The sequence below is a fragment of the Flexithrix dorotheae DSM 6795 genome (assembly GCF_000379765.1).
GTDB classification, from domain to species: domain Bacteria; phylum Bacteroidota; class Bacteroidia; order Cytophagales; family Flammeovirgaceae; genus Flexithrix; species Flexithrix dorotheae.
This window is the reverse complement of record NZ_KB903454.1, coordinates 67,410-83,408: the sequence shown is the minus strand read 5'-3', so window position 1 is coordinate 83,408 and position 15,999 is coordinate 67,410. Positions and strand designations below refer to the sequence as shown.

Sequence of the window (15,999 nt, the reverse complement as noted above, 5' to 3'; positions counted from 1 at the left end):
CGCTTGGGAATCATTTTATTTCCCAAGCGTATTTGTAGGAGTGGAATCTTTCTGTATCAATAAGCAATATCACACATTTTATTTGCTTCCAGCACAGCATTTATGGCTTCATTTGATATGGCATTCCTTTTTTGGCTTGCCTCTCTTTTTATAAATTGGGGTAAGTCTAGAAAGGCGGTAATATTGCCTTCTTCCTTTTCTGATAGGGTTTCGTAGAGTGCTTTTCCTTTTAATACAAATTTAATATCTGCAAGTGTAAGCAGAATTTTGTATTGGTCTGGTAAATAAAAAAACACTTCTTTCAATACTTTAGGATCTAATTTGGTTGGGTTCGCAACTTTCATGGTTTCAGAATTTGTTGAAAAAAAAACTTTTTTATTCAGTCAACAGTATTTGTGAAATCTCCCATTATAATAGAGATTTTCATTTAGTTTTTGGTGTATTAACCCTGGGTATTTTATGAAAATATTGATTTATTTTCTAATTACATAATTATTGGGACTATAGTTGCATTATATTAACATATATTTTCTTTTGAAACACAATAATAATTTTACCCAAAAAGAGGTTACATCTCTACATTTCCGGTATTAATTTATAAGCATTATAACTAACCATTAATTAATTATGAAAAAAATTGATACACCTGCCACTCTTGAAATTATTGCACCGCCAACTTCGCTTACATTTAATCCGGAAGAAATTTTAACCCATCTGGATACTACCCTGAATAGTATAGATTCTTTATTAAAAAGGATGCACGAAACCGGTACTATGGTGAAAAAAGCCAGAAATTCTGCCTTGAAACATATTTAAATATTTAATCAGAAAAGCTTATTGGATGCCTAAGTTATTATAACCAATGGGATAATTTTGTTTTAAATGGAAGTGTTTTTAATGAATCTGATCATCGCTTAAATTCCTTTTTTACCATTAATCCCAAATTAATCGTATAAATCCATAATAATTAATCAATGTTGATTGATTTCTGGTACATATTCTTTCCTTTGCATAAATTTGTTCGAATACTATATTTATTTTTTGGATGGACATCACTTTTTTTAGGAGTATTGGGGTATTAGAACTTTCCTTTCTGGTTATATTTATTGGATTTTATTTAACATTTGTCTACAAAACCATAAGCATTGGTAGAAAAGTGAGAAGTAGTACTGATCAACTTGCATTTAAGGTTGTAATCAGAACGCTGTATTTCGCTTTAATGCTCATCGCTTTATTAGGGCCTACATTCGGAGAATCCAGGAGGGAGGTGAAGTCGGTGGGTAAAGACATTTATTTATTGATGGACCTTTCTCAGTCTATGGATGCTACTGATGTAAAACCTTCCCGAATTGAAAAAGCAAAGTTTGAAATAATGAATATCATTAAATCCTTTAATGCTGATCGGCTGGGATTAATTATTTTTTCGGATGAATCATTCCTGCAATGTCCGCTTACGTATGACAATAGTGCTATGCTTCTTTTTGTGGAAACGCTCCATACAAGTCTTATATCAAATTCCGGTACAGATTTTTCGCCTGCTTTAAAAATGGCACTTGAAAAACATCAGGTAGTTGACAACCAAACGGTGAACAATCAACAATCTAAAATTATTATTCTAATAAGTGATGGTGAAGATTTTGGAGATGAAACCACCCAGATTGCCAAAGAAATTCAGGATTTACAAATTAAATTGTATACTGTAGGGATAGGGACTAAAAAAGGAAGTAAAATTCCACAGGGTTATAAGTTTAAAAGGGATAATAAAGGGGATGATGTAGTGACCACATTAAATTCAAAACCTCTTCAGGACCTTGCAGAGCTTACAGGAGGGAAGTATTTTGAAATAAACGATAAGGACAACCAGATTTCCCAATTAATTAATTCAATAGATTTACTGGAGGGAGAGCTAAGAAGTAGTAAGGAGATAGATGCAGCGGCAAATCGTTACTTTTACTTTCTTTTGGCAGCGTTTATTCTAATGGTTTTGGATATGGTAATTAAGGTAAAAGTGGTAAAAATCTAAGGTCTAATCCAATTTAAGAAAAGAAAAAAATATTACTATGAGAATTGTTTTATTTTGTTTGCTTTTGACCAGCGCTAAGGTTTTCGGAATTGATCCCGGAGAACTAGCCAGAATTAATCGTTACAAGTCATATGCACAGGAAGCATATGAAAATGAAAATTATGCCGATGCTATTGCCTCCTATAATTTTTTAATAGACTCTCTTGGTGTAGATGATCCTAAGATAAGATTGAATATTGCTCATTGTTATTACAGAATGGGTGACATGACCAATGCTGCTTCGAATTACAGTTATCTGGATGAAGCAAATGATAAAAAAATTGCTTCGATTGCCAATCAGCAATTGGGACTAATCAAGGCAAAAAATAAAAAATACGAAAATGCCCTCGAAAATTTTAAAGAAGCCATTAAAAATAACCCTGCAAATGAGGATGCCAGAAAAGGTTATGAAGTAGTTAAAAAACTGTTGGAGGATCAGAAAAAGAATGAAGAACAGCAGGATAAAAATAAACAGGAAAAACAAAAAGATCAACAACAGCAAGATCAGCAGCAAAATCAGGACCAACAAAATCAACAGGATCAGGAACAAAATAAGGACCAGGAAAATCAGCAGGATCAGCAAAATAAAGATAAGGAGGAAAAAGACAAAGAGCAGACTGATGAGCAAAATATGGACAAGCCTCAGGATAGTAAAAATACTGAGGAAAAACAATCCGATCCTAAGGAACAAAAAATGGAGCAGCAAATGTCTGAAATTGACAAGGAAAGGGCTGAAATGATTTTAAGAGCTATGGAAGAACAGGAAAAACAATATTATCAGCAGTTGAAAAAGAAATCAAAAAATCAACTTCCAAAAAGCAATAAACCCGATTGGTAAAATTGAGTTCCATTGGATATTCGTAATTATTTGTGTTAATCATAAAATTATAAAAAGTTAATGTTTGTAGTAACAGGAGCAGCAGGATTTATAGGTAGTTGTTTAATAAGCAGATTAAACCAGGATAATTTTAATTTTATAGTGGCAGTGGACGATTTTTCAAAAACTGAAAAATTAGTCAATCTGGAAGGGAAAAAAATCCAGGAAAAAGTAGATAGAAAAGATTTTTTTGCCTGGCTAGAAAAAAACAAGGCTGAAGTCGAATTTATTTTTCACATTGGTGCCAGGACAGATACCACTGAATTCGATGTTGAAATTTTTAATGAACTTAATCTGAATTATACAAAAAAAATATGGCAAGCATGCTGCGAAAATCAGATTCCCCTAATCTACGCTTCTTCTGGAGCAACCTATGGTTTAGGTGAATTTGGTTATGATGATAATGAGGAGGTTATACCAAAGCTAAAACCACTTAACCCTTATGGAGATTCCAAAAATGATTTTGATAAATGGGCCATTCAGCAAAAGGAAAAACCTTTCTACTGGGCAGGTTTGAAGTTTTTTAATGTCTACGGGCCTAATGAGTATCATAAAGGAAGAATGGCTTCGGTAATTTTTCATGCCTTCAATCAAATCAATAAAACTGATGGAATGAAACTGTTCCGGTCTCATAATTCGGACTTTAAAGATGGAGAACAAACCAGAGATTTTATCTATGTGAAAGATGTGGTTGAAGTGATTAGCTTTTTAATGCACCACCGAAAAGACTCAGGAATTTTTAATTTAGGAACTGGCCATGCAAGGACTTTTTTGGATTTAACTAAAGGTACTTTTAATGCCATGGGCAAGAAAGAGAATATTTCCTTTATTGATACGCCTATGGATATTAGGGATAAATACCAATACTTTACAGAAGCTAATATGGAAAAATTGACTGCAATAGGATACAATAAACCATTTACTTCTTTGGAAGATGGTATACATGATTATGTGAAAAATTACCTTCAGGAAGGTTATAAGACCTACTAAAGGAAAATAAAATATTTAAAAGGAGGCAAGCTGATTATTTGGCTTGCCTCTTTTGCTTTAATTGAATATTTTGTGAGGCGGATTTATCGAAAATTCTTGTAGGATAAGTTTCTAAAATTCAGTTGAAAACCGTTGAAACTCCAGTTTTCTTTCCACTCTTCTCAAATAAAATGGAAGCTTTGTGTCGGCACTATCAAGGGAAAAAGCTTTTTCATAATAGTTTTTTGCTTCAGCAAGATTTCCCAGGTAATATTCATTTATTCTCCCCAATTCGGAAAACCCTTCCTTCAAATTTGGATTGGATTTTACAGCCTGTGACAAAAATTTTTGAGCCTTTAAAAAGTCTCTCTTTTTAGTATAGTATTGCCCTAATTTAAAATTTGGCTGCCAATTGACAGGCTCCATCTTGTAGGAATTTAAATACCAAAATGCCGCTGAATCAATTTCCCCGGAAAACTCCAGGGTTTCTCCCAAAAGGTAGGAGAAAGAAGGGTTGGGTGTACTGTTTCCCAGACCTTTTTTTGCATAATTTAATGTAGCGGGATAATCACTTACCTTCAATAAAATTCTCATAGCTTCATTGTAAGGAGCTATTTTTTCAGGGGAAATTTTGATGGCATTATTTAAAAACTTTAATGCCTGCAGTGTATCCATTCCGCCAGCATAAATTTTCCCAAGGTTATAGGAAACACTATAATTATCCGGAGCGTTTTCTAATCCTTTCCTTAAATTATTTAAAGCATTTACGGTGTCCCCCTGACTAAGATATAATTCACCTGCAAGAATCTTTAACTCTACATTTTCAAAACCACCTTCTTCGGCCTTTATGCTTGCAGTTAATGCCTCTTCAAAGTTTTCCTCCGCTTTTAAAGCAAGGGCTTTATAAAAAAAATAGGATGCCTGGTTAGGGTTGAGGTTAATGGCCCTGTTAATATCCCGTAATGCTGCACTTGGCTTTTCCACACTAAGAAATAGTTTAGCCCGATGAAAAAAATATTCTGGATTAGGGTCTTCCTCCTCAATTATTCTGGTGAGGTAAGAAATTTGACTTTCAGCATTGTTATTGGTTTCATCTGGAATAGGTAAGAGCCTGTCACCGGTTTTCTCGGGAGAACTACACGCATGAATAAAAATTAAACTTATGCAAAAAACAGATTTGAAAAAATAATCCATTTACGAGTTGATTTGATTAATATTAATTTCTTAAACCCTGATGTGAAAAGGGGTAGTTGCCATGTATTCTGAAACTTAATTTCCAGGATTTTAATTATCAATTTTGAGCATGAAAAGAGTTTAAAAAACAAAAATAAAAATTTAAGATTGAATTCATTTTGAAACAAGGATATACAAAAATACCGAAATCAAATTCTTAAGGAACTGATTTCGGTATTTGTGAAAAATAACCCTCTTAACCTGCCTGGTTATTCTTCTTTATTTTCAGCCTCATATTCTTTATTCAGGCCTTCCACAATATCATTGGTAATATCCAATCCATCTTCAGCAAGCCAAATGGCATCACCTTCTCTATAATTGAATATCATATTGAATCCTTTTGTTTCATTGTATTTTTTCAAATAGGAATGGATTTTATCATACAGCTCCTTGTTTTTAGCTTGTTCCTCTTCAAGTAGTCCTGCAGATACAGTTTGTTGATAAACCTGTAAGTCCTGTTGTTTTTGTGCCAGTTCTTGTTGTAGTCTGTTAAATTCATTTTGTGACAACAAATTAGCCTGAGCTCTTCTTTGGAAACTCACTACTTCCGATTCCAGTTTCTGTCCTCTGGTTTCCAATTGTTTTGAAGCTTTGTCTCTTTTGCTTTGGAATTCTACACTGATGTCATCGTAAAACTTGTAATTCTGTAGTAATGTATCAAAATTCACGTAAGCAATTTTAGCTTCCTGTTGTTTAATGTTATCTGCTGCTTTAGTATTTGCATTTGACATTTCCTCTCCCGAGAATTTGAAATAGTATAATGGCAAAACAGCAAGAATTGCGATAATACTTAATATTACACCTAAACTTTTCACTTTAATCTAACAATTTTAAGTTTAATCTTCTTTAATTAGTACTTTCATAAAGTACATGCATTTTTAGCATTGATGCAAATGTAGTATTATAAATAATTAATATAAAATTATCATGATCAGAAAGTTTCTATTTATTTTCTTTCTTTTTACTAACTATCAGGCAGCTTTCTCCCAAATTGACTTAAATTATTATCTTCCTTCCGAAATTGAATATAACAAATCAATTCCCACTCCAAAAGCTTTAATTGGCCATGAAATTGGAGAGTGGCATCTAACTCATGATAAGTTATTAAATTTTTATAAAGGCATTGCTGAAAAATCGGATCGCATTTTAATTGAACAAACCGGGGAAACTTATGAGGGCAGGCCTCAACTACTGCTAACTATTTCTTCAAAAGAAAACCTGGAGAAAATTGAAGAAATAAAGGCTAGACACCAGGAATTAGCCGATCCTTCAAAATCTGGTAAATTGAATATTGCGGATATGCCAATTGTTATCTGGCTTGGTTATAGTATTCATGGCAACGAACCAAGTGGTGGCAATGCAGGTCCTTTGGTTGCCTATCATCTGGCTGCGGCCCAGGGAAAGGAAATTGATGAATTACTTCAGAATACCATCATTTTATTAGACCCATGTTATAACCCCGATGGTTTTAACAGATTTTCAACCTGGGTGAACATGCACAAGGGAAAGAATTTAATTACCGATCCAAATAGCAGGGAATATAATGAAGTTTGGCCTAGGGGAAGAACGAATCATTACTGGTTTGACCTGAATCGGGATTGGTTACCAGTACAGCATCCTGAATCGAGAGCAAGAGTGAGAAAATTTCAGGAATGGAAACCTAATATTTTAACCGATCACCATGAGATGGGGTCCAATGCTACTTTCTTTTTCCAACCGGGAGTTCCTCAAAGGACCAATCCACTCACGCCCCAGAAAAATATTGATTTAACCAATAAGTTAGGGGAGTATTTTGCACTGGGAATGGACGAAATCAATTCTCTTTACTATTCCAAAGAAGGATTTGATGATTTTTACTATGGTAAAGGCTCTACTTATCCGGATGTGCAGGGCAGCATAGGGATTTTATTTGAGCAGGCCAGTTCCCGCGGACATGCTCAGGAAACAATCAATGGTATTTTAACATTTCCATTTACCATTAAAAATCATTTCACTGCTTCATTGGCCACATTAAAAGGAGGTTTTGAATTGAAAGATGAGTTTTTAAACTTTCAGAAAAGCTTTTATCAGGACGCCTCCTCAAGAGCAAATGCTGACCCTGTAAAAGCATATGTTTTCAAGGCTGAAAATGATCCAGCCCGAGTTTACCACTTTCTCGATATATTGAAACACCACCAAATAAGAGTTTATGAACTGGGGAAATCAGTAAATAATGGTGGGGAGAATTTTTTGCCTGAAAATAGTTTCATTGTGCCATTGGATCAGCCTCAATATTCTCTGGTGAAAGCTATTTTTAAAACACAAACTACATTTAAAGATAGTTTGTTTTATGATATTTCGACATGGACAATGCCTCTTGCTTTTAATTTAGATTATTCCGAATTGGAAACTATGACTAATGGTTTTTTAGGAAATGAAATATACACCCCGGAATTTCCAAAAGGAGAAATAATAGGCGAGAAGGAGGGAGTGGCCTATATTTTCAGGTGGGATGATTATTATGCACCCAGAGCTTTGTACCAACTGTTGAAAAAAGGAGTAAAAGCAAAGGTAAGTTCTAAACCTTTTACCCAGGAAATTGGAAATAAAAAGGAAAATTTCTCTTATGGGACAATCGTGATTCCTACAGGACTGCCTAATAATCATGTGGAAAAACTGGATGTTTTGATGAGAGAAATTGCCGATGAAAATGGAATTTCAATTTATGTGGCCAGTTCAGGCTATGCCATAAGTGGAATTGATTTGGGCAGTAATTCTTTAAAAGACGTCCCCAAACCTAAACCCCTTATGGTTGTGGGAGAAGGGGTTAGCAGTTATGAAGCAGGAGAAATCTGGCATTTGCTTGACCAACGGTTTGATATTCCCATTTCTATGGTTGAAGCTGAAGACATTCAAAAGATTTCCTTATCCGAGTACAATACTTTGGTAATGGTAAATGGTAACTACAATCGCCTGGAAAGTGAGGGAAGGCATAAAATAAAGGATTGGGTAAAGGAAGGTGGAGTTTTAATCTTGCAAAAAAGTGCGGTGAATTGGGGTACTCAAAATGATATTTTATCACTTGAACCAAAAAGGAAAGAAAAAAATGAAAACCTGAATGGTAGAACTTATGCAGATTATAGCAATGATTCCGGTGCAAAAGTAATTGGAGGGGCTATTTTTGGGGCAAATCTCGATATTACACATCCAATTGGTTATGGATATAAAGATACTTTTTTACCGGTATTTAGAAATTCTGGCAGTATGTTTCATCCACACAAAAAGCCATATGCCAATCCGTTGGTTTATACTGCATCTCCATTATTATCAGGATATATTTCTAAAGCTAATCTGGAAAGCATAGGAAATACCGGGGCGGTGATGATAAATAACCTAGGTAAAGGGAAAGTTATTTCAATGGTAGATAATGCCAATTTCAGGGCATTTTGGTTTGGAACGAATAAATTGTTTTTAAATGCCATGTTTTTTGGCTCAACCATAATTCATGGTACAGCCAGATAAATAATTTTTGGCAATTTTGTATAGCCAATATTTTTAAATTTTTTATTAAAAACTATTGAAGTATTATTGAATTGAAAATTTAAATTTGCTGTTTTTAGCAATAACTTATGGTTGAAATAAGAATTTTAAAAACCCAAAGTTATTTACAGGAACGATTTGCACGAGTGTATGGAGGAATAGCATTGAAAGCTCAAAATATTTTTTGTTCAAACAACAATTGCCTTTCATAGATACTTGAGCAGTTGCAAGATTTTTTTACCTGAAATTAGTATTTCACCTATTTTTTAAATTTCTTTTTGCTTGAAAACCATTTAATCACTATATGAACTTCATCGCACCTTTTTTTCTTTATGGATTGTCTTTAATTGCTGTTCCGGTAATTATCCACTTTTTTAATTTCCAGCGGGCAAAGAAGGTGTATTTTACTAATGTAGCATTTCTTACTTCCATAAAGGAAATCACCAATTCCCGGAATAAATTAAAAAACATTCTTGTGCTTCTTGCACGAATACTTTTTATTACTTTTTTGGTTCTTGCATTTGCAAGACCTTTCATTCCCAATAAAAATTCTGCAGGGCTTTCCAGAAGCAATCTCGTAAGTATTTATTTCGATAATTCTTATAGTCTCCAAAATGAATTGGATAATAAAAGACTTTTTGATATTGGGAAAAATAATATAGAACAAATAAAAGGTGTTTTTTCCGGAAATACCCGGTATCAACTGATCGATAATAGCTTTGAGGGTAATGTCAGTTTTTTTTATGAAGGTGAAAAATTAAGTGATAAATTATTGGAGCTGGATTTTAGTAATGCCGGAAGGACACTGGAAAATGTTTATGCCAGACAATTGGATGGATTAAGAAATAATAGCTCAGAAACCGGGAATCATATTTTCTGGATTTCAGATTTTCAAAAATCTTCCATTGGCAATCTCAATGAAATTTTAACTGATACTTCTAATAGTTATTACCTGATTCCACTTATTCCCAACCAAAGCTCCAATCTTTATATCGATTCAGTTTGGTTAGAAACTCCTTTTATTAAAGAACAGGAAAATAATATCCTGAAAGTGAAAATTGTAAATTCTGGTGAAGAAGATATTGAAGGAAGGGTGGTAAAGTTGTTTATTGATGAAAAACAGGTTTCCAGTGCTACAATAAACCTCGAAGCGAATGCCAGAAAAGAAATCACCATGAATTTTTCAGTTTATGATTCTGGTGAAAAAGCCTGTAAAATTGAACTGGAAGATTTTCCGGTAAACTTTGATGATGAATATTTCTTCACCATAAAAGTAGCGCCCAAAATAAAAATTATAAACATTGCTAATCGGGGAAATAATAAAATTAAGGATGTTTATTCATCAGAGACTTTTTTTGAAATCACGCAATATGAAATATCCTCTCTAGATTATAGTGCGCTCAATTCTGCGGATTTAATAATTCTGGAAAATATTGATGAGATTGATAATGCTTTGTTAATTTCACTTCAAAGAGCGTATGCAAATGGAACCAGCATTGTTCTTTTCCCTTCCTCACAACCTGATCTGGAAAGTTATACGGCCCTTGTGCAATATCCCATAACTATTTCAGAAAGTAGTTTGCAAAACCTTAATGCAGATTCAAAAATGGGGCTCGCTCCTCCATCTATGGAGATCCCTTTTTTTGAAGGGGTTTTTGAAAAAGTTTCCTCAAGTATGAGTATGCCTGTGGCTAATCCGTATTTGGAATGGCCCAGAGTGGGGACAAATTTACTGAAGTTTAAAAATGAGAGTCCATTTCTTACCTATTTTACCCAAAACGATAGCAAATTATACCTATTTACTACCCCCTTGGAAGAGAAATTTACTGACTTTTCCAAGCACGCTTTATTTGTTCCGGTGATGTATAAAATTGCGCTTAACAGTAAAGTAAAAAATGATAGGCTTGCTTATTCATTTAATGAAAATATTGCCAGTATTTCTATCGACTCGGTGAATAAAAATGATATATTTAAATTGGTAAATGGAGATTTTGAATTAATTCCTTCTCAGCAAATAGCAGGAAATAATCTTATGCTAAATGTTCCTAAAAACAACTTAGAATCAGGGACTTATGCTATTGAAAACTCAAAAACGAAAAGAAATGGAGGGTTAATCGCGTTCAATTACGATAAATCGGAATCACAATTAGAATATTATTCTGCTGAGGACCTGCAAACGATTTTTGGAGAATCGCAAAATGTACAGATTTTTTCAGCTCCTGATGAAGACGAATTTGCCAAAGAATTTAGCACAAAAAACATCTCCACCCCATTGTGGAGGTATGCCTTGCTATTAGCCTTGTTCTTCCTCTTTGTTGAAATCCTTTTAATCCGGTTTTGGAAGGATGCTTAAAAATACTGTGTAAAACAGTGTTGGACTAGAGGATAATTAAATTATTTTCCTTGTTAAGATTTATTTGCATTTCAAATTTTTACTAACCCTTCATTATATCCAACTTTAGGAGTTCTAAGCATGTGATTTTTGAGTTTAGGAAAAAGTTGGGTTAATTGGTATTATAATGATTTTTTTCCATTCATTTAAATGGAGAATGAAAGAATTAAAAAAAAACTTTCTTCAGAAAGGTCCAATGATATATTTTTGCATTTCAACTTAACAATAGCCTTTAAACCCCAACTTTTTAGGAATTATCTAACAACCTATTGATGTAGATGTAGACGCATCCTTTAAGTGAAACTGAAATTTTGGATGCAGAAGAATTTTTATATGCAAATTTCAACCAGAATGAAGATCCTGGTAATTGGTTTTTTAATTTTGATCGGATTTAAACAGGCACAGGCTCAGTGGAGTCTTGCAGCAGGTTTAGGTGGTACCAGTTATTCAGGAGATGTTGCAGACCCACTTCCCCGAGATTCAAGACCCGCTTTTAATATGGAAGCCTGGTATAGAGTTTCTAAAGGTTTTTACCTAAAAGGAGGTGTATCTGCTTTTCAATTATATGCAAGAGATATTTACGATTCCAGGAACCGTACTTTTAAGGCGGATTTATATGATGTATATGCAGGGTTTGTGACAGCTTATCCAGGCAGGAAATTAATGCCTTTTTTTTCAGGTGGTATTGGCATTGCTAAGGTTGAACCTGCAAATAAAGTATGGAAGGCTAATAATCAGTCATGGTGGTTTAATACTTCCAAATGGTTACCAGATGGAGAAGCTATTCCAAGTCATACCATGATAATACCTCTTACAGTTGGTTTAAGATACCGGATGAGCCCTCGGTGGGGTATTATTCTGGATGCAGGTGTAAGGCTTACTGACACGGATATGCTGGATGGTGTAAGTAAGGAATTTATTATTGTGGATGAATTAACTGATGAAGGGCGTGCTTATTATCGTGCTATAAACCCTGAAGGATTGGAATCCGGGAAGATTGCCAATGGTAATCCGGATAAAAAGGATGTTTATGGAATGTTTACCATTAAACTACAATACATTTTTGGGGCCAAACAAAAAAATCATCTGAATGAATACCATGAGTATATTTTCAGTGATAAAAGAAATGGTTTCAGTATCCCTGTATACTGCCCATATTAGATTTTACCACATTTTTGTTTTTAATGAACTTGTATAATGATTGAGTGTTATTAATAAATTAGAAATACTTATTTTTATACTACTAAGCACCAGTGCTAATTTATTTGTTCATTAAATGATAAATCAGTTTATTTCACAACTACAAAACAGGCTTAAGACTGATCTGCCAGGGAAAAAAGCACATGACTTGATGAGTTCCCCCGGGAGGTTGGCCATGGAAAAAGTAAAACCTGTTAATCCCAGAGTTTCCGCAGTTTTAATTCTTCTTTTTCCAAAGGAAAATTCCATTAAACTTCCTCTTATTCTACGGCCTAAATACGATGGGGTCCATAGTGGGCAAATTGCTTTCCCTGGGGGAAGAAGAGAGGATGAAGACCACGATATTATTGATACAGCATTAAGGGAAACCAAGGAAGAAATTGGGGTACAAATCCCAAGATCCCAAGTGATTGGAAAATTATCAGAGCTTTATATTCCCCCAAGTAATTCTCTGGTAACTCCGGTTGTTGCCTATTCAAAAAACGATATTAAATATGAGATTGACCGAACTGAGGTAGACCAGGTTTTTGATGTTCCTTTAAATTATTTCAAAAAACCTGAAAACAAAAAAATGATTTCCATGAATGTTCGAGGACTTAAATTTGTAGCCCCTTCCTTTCAGGTAGCTGGTCAAACTGTTTGGGGGGCTACTGCAATGATGATCAGTGAGTTAGTTATGATTCTAAATGAATCAAATGATTAAATTTTACACTATTGACCATCTTTTGATTTTTTTTCCCTACAAGCCAATGCCTATTATTAAAGCGCAAAAATTTAAATCCCCATCTTTTCAATTCAATGGTCATTTACAAACTATAATTCCAAGTTTCCTCAGGGAAATTGAAGAAGTAAATTATACCAGAGAAAGGATAGAAACTCCTGACGGTGATTTTCTAGATATCGACTGGTCTGCCAAAGGGAATCGAAAGGCTGTACTTGTTTCCCATGGCCTTGAGGGAAGTGCCAATCGGCATTATGTAAAAGGTGTGATCAGATTGTTTAATCAAAATGGTTGGGACGGAATAGGTTGGAATTGCAGAAGTTGTAGTGGAGAAATGAATCGCTTGCCCAGGTTTTATCACCATGCTGATACGCCTGATCTTTCTTTAGTGATTCATCATATTTTGGATAAAAAAAACTACAATGAATTGGTGTTGGTTGGGTTTAGCATGGGAGGAAGTCTTACCTTAAAATATTTTGGTGAAAGAGGGGAAAAAGTAAGACCGGAAATTAAAAAAGGTATTGCGGTTTCAGTTCCTTGCGACTTAACAGATTGTAGCATAGAATTAGAGAAAAAAAGTAAAATTTTTTACAACAAGCGGTTTTTTAAAAAACTTTCTGAAAAGGTAAAGGCGAAAGCTGAACTGATGCCAGAGCTGATTTCAGTAGAACCTTTGGAAAAATACAAAATAAAATCTTTGAGGAAATTCGATCAAAATTATACTGCACCATTGCATGGATTTAAAAGTGCTGAAGATTTTTACGATAAAGCCAGTTCCATTCATCATCTTTCTGGAATCAGGAAGCCAGTTTTGTTAATTAATGCCCTTAATGACCCATTTCTGGTGGACAAATGCTATCCGGAGGATCTTGCCAAAAAAAGTGATTTTTTAAATTTAGAATTGCCTCAAAATGGAGGACATGTGGGATTCGAACTTAAAGGAAAGAAAGAAACGTATACAGAATTAAGAGCTTTGGAATTTGCTGAATATTAAAGTTTTATTTCATCATTTTAAGCTTTTCTCCATCCAGAGTTAAATACTCACCCATTGCATTTGCCGTCATGCAAGAATGAACAGGTAATATAGAGAGAATATCTCCAATTTTTGTTTTTGAAATAAAAGCATTAGTTGCAGATAAAGTTCCATGCTCCTGCGAAATACCAGTAAGTTCAATATCTTCAATTGGCTTACCCCAACCTTTTGGATTTCCAGGGGCAAATGCTGCTACTTTTCCATAAATTGCCTGACCATTTTTATTGACTAGAAAATCTTTGGCAAAATGAACACCTCCGCCATGAACTACAATTTGATTTCTTTCGGGATAGATGGCAATTACAGGGCAGGCCATTGCTACAGCTATATTTTCATAATGGCAAGAACCAATTTTTTGTTGGGTTAAATCATAGAAAACAAAATTTCCCGGACCAAATTCATCTACTCCTTTAAATTGTTCAAAAACACTACAAAAGGGAGTATCCCCAAAAGAAATTTTTAAGTGCTTATTTTGGGGAATAAAAATTGATTTTAAATGGTTCAAAGCATCTAGGGATTGTTGGAAGTTTAATTTAAAATCTTCAGGAGAATCCAGGTGATAAGAATGCCCCGCATGACAATAAAATCCCTGGAAATGAAGGAGTTGATTTTCTTTAGCTTTCCTGATTAAAGTTGAAATCAAATCAATTTCCCTTGGAGGAATTCCTGTTCGATGGTATCCTGTATCTATTTCAATGTAAAACCCAATGGCCGTGGTCAACTGGTTCTTTAAAGCAATTAATGCTTCTTTATTTACAATTAAAATATCAAGTTTTACCTTTTGGGCTAACTCATTTATTTCCGGAATTTCCAGGATATTTAGGGGAAATGCCAAAACAATATTTTCCCATCCATTTTTAGCAAAATACCTGGCCATTTTAAGGGAAGATACTTTAATTTTTGAAACCCCGAAAGTTTTATACCATGAGGCTATTTCTGCAGATTGGTGAGTTTTAAAATGAGGAGTGAAGGCCATGCCATTCAGCCTGGCTTTTTCACTCATTCTTTTAATGTTATTTAAAGCTTTTTGTTTATCAAGTAGCAGGGTAGGTTGTATGATATTTAAAGCCAAAATAGAGTTCAGTTAAGATTGAAAATAAATTAATTGGTTAATTCCGGTGCAGGATTAATATCCAGTTTTTTTACTTTTTTTCTTAAGGCCTTCATGAAATCTTTTCCCGGGTCATCCTTTACTGTTCTGTAATTCTTATCCTTTTCCTTCCAAAGAGGATGATTTTGGAATGCTTTATACTCATAATGACCAATTAAATATTCGATTTCATATTTTTCTTTGAGATATTTTACCAGTTTGGCGTTGGCTTTTAACTGAGCTTTTGTAAGTGGATTATCTTTTCCATCTCCCACATTTTCAATGCCTATAGCACAATGGTTTAAGCCGATTACGTGTCTGGCAAAGGTGGTTTCAGGCATTAGCCTGTAAATGGTGCCATCTCTATCTACTACAAATTGAGCCGAAACATTCAATTGGCTGGCTCCCTTTATCTGGTCTCTGGATTGTGGAATTTCCGATTTATCGAATACCTGAAAAGTTTTTTCGAAAGTGGGAATTACCGTATAGTGGACAACTATGATCTTTGGGTCGATAGTGGGAGTCTCTTTTTCAATATCGTACCTGGTCTTCATATACTCAAGTGACAATTCTTTCCTACGTTCATCAAAAATTACAGGTTTGTCCACAATTTTAATCTGGCCATGAGCAAGTTGAAAGGAATAAAATAATGTAATTAAAAATAGAAGTTGTTTTTGCATGGTTTTGTGTGTTTTCTTTTATTTTTTTGCCTGAAATATCAGGATTGTTAATTTTTAGCAATTTTAACCAATCCGGTTTGCATTCTTAATGCAAAAACTAAAAAAGACCTTACAAAAGACCAATAAATAAAATTGACCTATCCAAGCACTCACCAGGTCAAGATGAACTACAATCGGAAATTGCTATTCGATTTTCCTCAAAGTTTAAAACACATTAACCCAT

General features: G+C 34.2%; 14 protein-coding genes. 9 read left to right on the top strand and 5 right to left on the bottom strand.

Translation table 11 applies throughout. The features are described from left to right. Positions 1 to 56: 56 nt before the first annotated feature. Positions 57 to 344: a hypothetical protein gene (locus tag A3EM_RS0122510; protein ID WP_020530516.1), complete on the bottom strand. Its 288-nt coding sequence runs from the start codon at positions 342 to 344 to the stop codon at positions 57 to 59. A 283-nt stretch (positions 345 to 627) separates the two neighbouring features. On the opposite strand from A3EM_RS0122510, the gene A3EM_RS0122505 reads away from it, so the two are divergent. The 4 genes from A3EM_RS0122505 to rfaD all read left to right on the top strand — a co-directional run bounded on the left by A3EM_RS0122505 (position 628) and on the right by rfaD (position 3,929). After that, a complete protein-coding gene (locus A3EM_RS0122505) occupies positions 628 to 816 on the top strand; it encodes a hypothetical protein (protein WP_020530515.1) in 189 nt (62 codons plus the stop codon). Positions 817 to 1,045: 229 nt separating this feature from the next. Continuing rightward, positions 1,046 to 2,023 (top strand): vWA domain-containing protein, encoded by a 978-nt coding sequence (locus A3EM_RS0122500; protein ID WP_020530514.1) that lies wholly within the window; start codon positions 1,046 to 1,048, stop codon positions 2,021 to 2,023. 37 nt (positions 2,024 to 2,060) lie between these two features. Next, entirely contained in the window at positions 2,061 to 2,900 is an 840-nt protein-coding gene (locus A3EM_RS0122495; RefSeq protein WP_020530513.1) for a tetratricopeptide repeat protein, read from the top strand. 60 nt (positions 2,901 to 2,960) lie between these two features. Next, positions 2,961 to 3,929 (top strand): ADP-glyceromanno-heptose 6-epimerase, encoded by a 969-nt coding sequence (rfaD, locus tag A3EM_RS0122490; RefSeq protein WP_020530512.1) that lies wholly within the window; start codon positions 2,961 to 2,963, stop codon positions 3,927 to 3,929. 111 nt (positions 3,930 to 4,040) lie between these two features. Here rfaD and A3EM_RS0122485 read toward each other — a convergent pair whose 3' ends face one another. After that, the gene (locus tag A3EM_RS0122485) at positions 4,041 to 5,102 is read right to left on the bottom strand and encodes a tetratricopeptide repeat protein (protein WP_020530511.1); all 1,062 of its coding nucleotides are present in this window, start codon (positions 5,100 to 5,102) and stop codon (positions 4,041 to 4,043) included. Between the two features lie 248 nt (positions 5,103 to 5,350). Beyond that, entirely contained in the window at positions 5,351 to 5,956 is a 606-nt protein-coding gene (locus A3EM_RS0122480) for an OmpH/Skp family outer membrane protein (protein WP_063745031.1), read from the bottom strand. Positions 5,957 to 6,068: 112 nt separating this feature from the next. Here A3EM_RS0122480 and A3EM_RS0122475 point away from each other — a divergent pair, with 112 nt between their 5' ends. The 5 genes from A3EM_RS0122475 (at position 6,069) to A3EM_RS0122450 (ending at position 13,967) form a co-directional block, all read left to right on the top strand. After that, entirely contained in the window at positions 6,069 to 8,642 is a 2,574-nt protein-coding gene (locus tag A3EM_RS0122475; protein WP_020530509.1) for a M14 family metallopeptidase, read from the top strand. A 322-nt stretch (positions 8,643 to 8,964) separates the two neighbouring features. Next, on the top strand, positions 8,965 to 11,013 hold the full coding sequence (locus tag A3EM_RS0122470; protein WP_020530508.1) for a BatA domain-containing protein: 2,049 nt from the start codon (positions 8,965 to 8,967) through the stop codon (positions 11,011 to 11,013). Between the two features lie 390 nt (positions 11,014 to 11,403). Then, a complete protein-coding gene (locus A3EM_RS0122460) occupies positions 11,404 to 12,213 on the top strand; it encodes a hypothetical protein (protein ID WP_157638032.1) in 810 nt (269 codons plus the stop codon). Positions 12,214 to 12,328: 115 nt separating this feature from the next. Further along, the gene (locus A3EM_RS0122455; protein ID WP_020530505.1) at positions 12,329 to 12,955 is read left to right on the top strand and encodes an NUDIX hydrolase; all 627 of its coding nucleotides are present in this window, start codon (positions 12,329 to 12,331) and stop codon (positions 12,953 to 12,955) included. Beyond that, the gene (locus tag A3EM_RS0122450; RefSeq protein WP_245576539.1) at positions 12,948 to 13,967 is read left to right on the top strand and encodes a YheT family hydrolase; all 1,020 of its coding nucleotides are present in this window, start codon (positions 12,948 to 12,950) and stop codon (positions 13,965 to 13,967) included. Before A3EM_RS0122455 ends, A3EM_RS0122450 begins: the two co-directional genes overlap by 8 nt. Before the next feature lie 4 nt (positions 13,968 to 13,971). On the opposite strand, the gene A3EM_RS0122445 is transcribed toward A3EM_RS0122450, so the two are convergent. Both A3EM_RS0122445 and A3EM_RS0122440 read right to left on the bottom strand, forming a co-directional pair. After that, positions 13,972 to 15,078, bottom strand: coding sequence for an alanine racemase (locus A3EM_RS0122445; protein WP_020530503.1), 1,107 nt, complete (start codon positions 15,076 to 15,078; stop codon positions 13,972 to 13,974). Between the two features lie 29 nt (positions 15,079 to 15,107). Then, positions 15,108 to 15,776, bottom strand: a complete 669-nt coding sequence (locus tag A3EM_RS0122440) for a peptidoglycan recognition protein family protein (RefSeq protein ID WP_020530502.1) — start codon at positions 15,774 to 15,776, stop codon at positions 15,108 to 15,110. Positions 15,777 to 15,999: the final 223 nt, after the last annotated feature.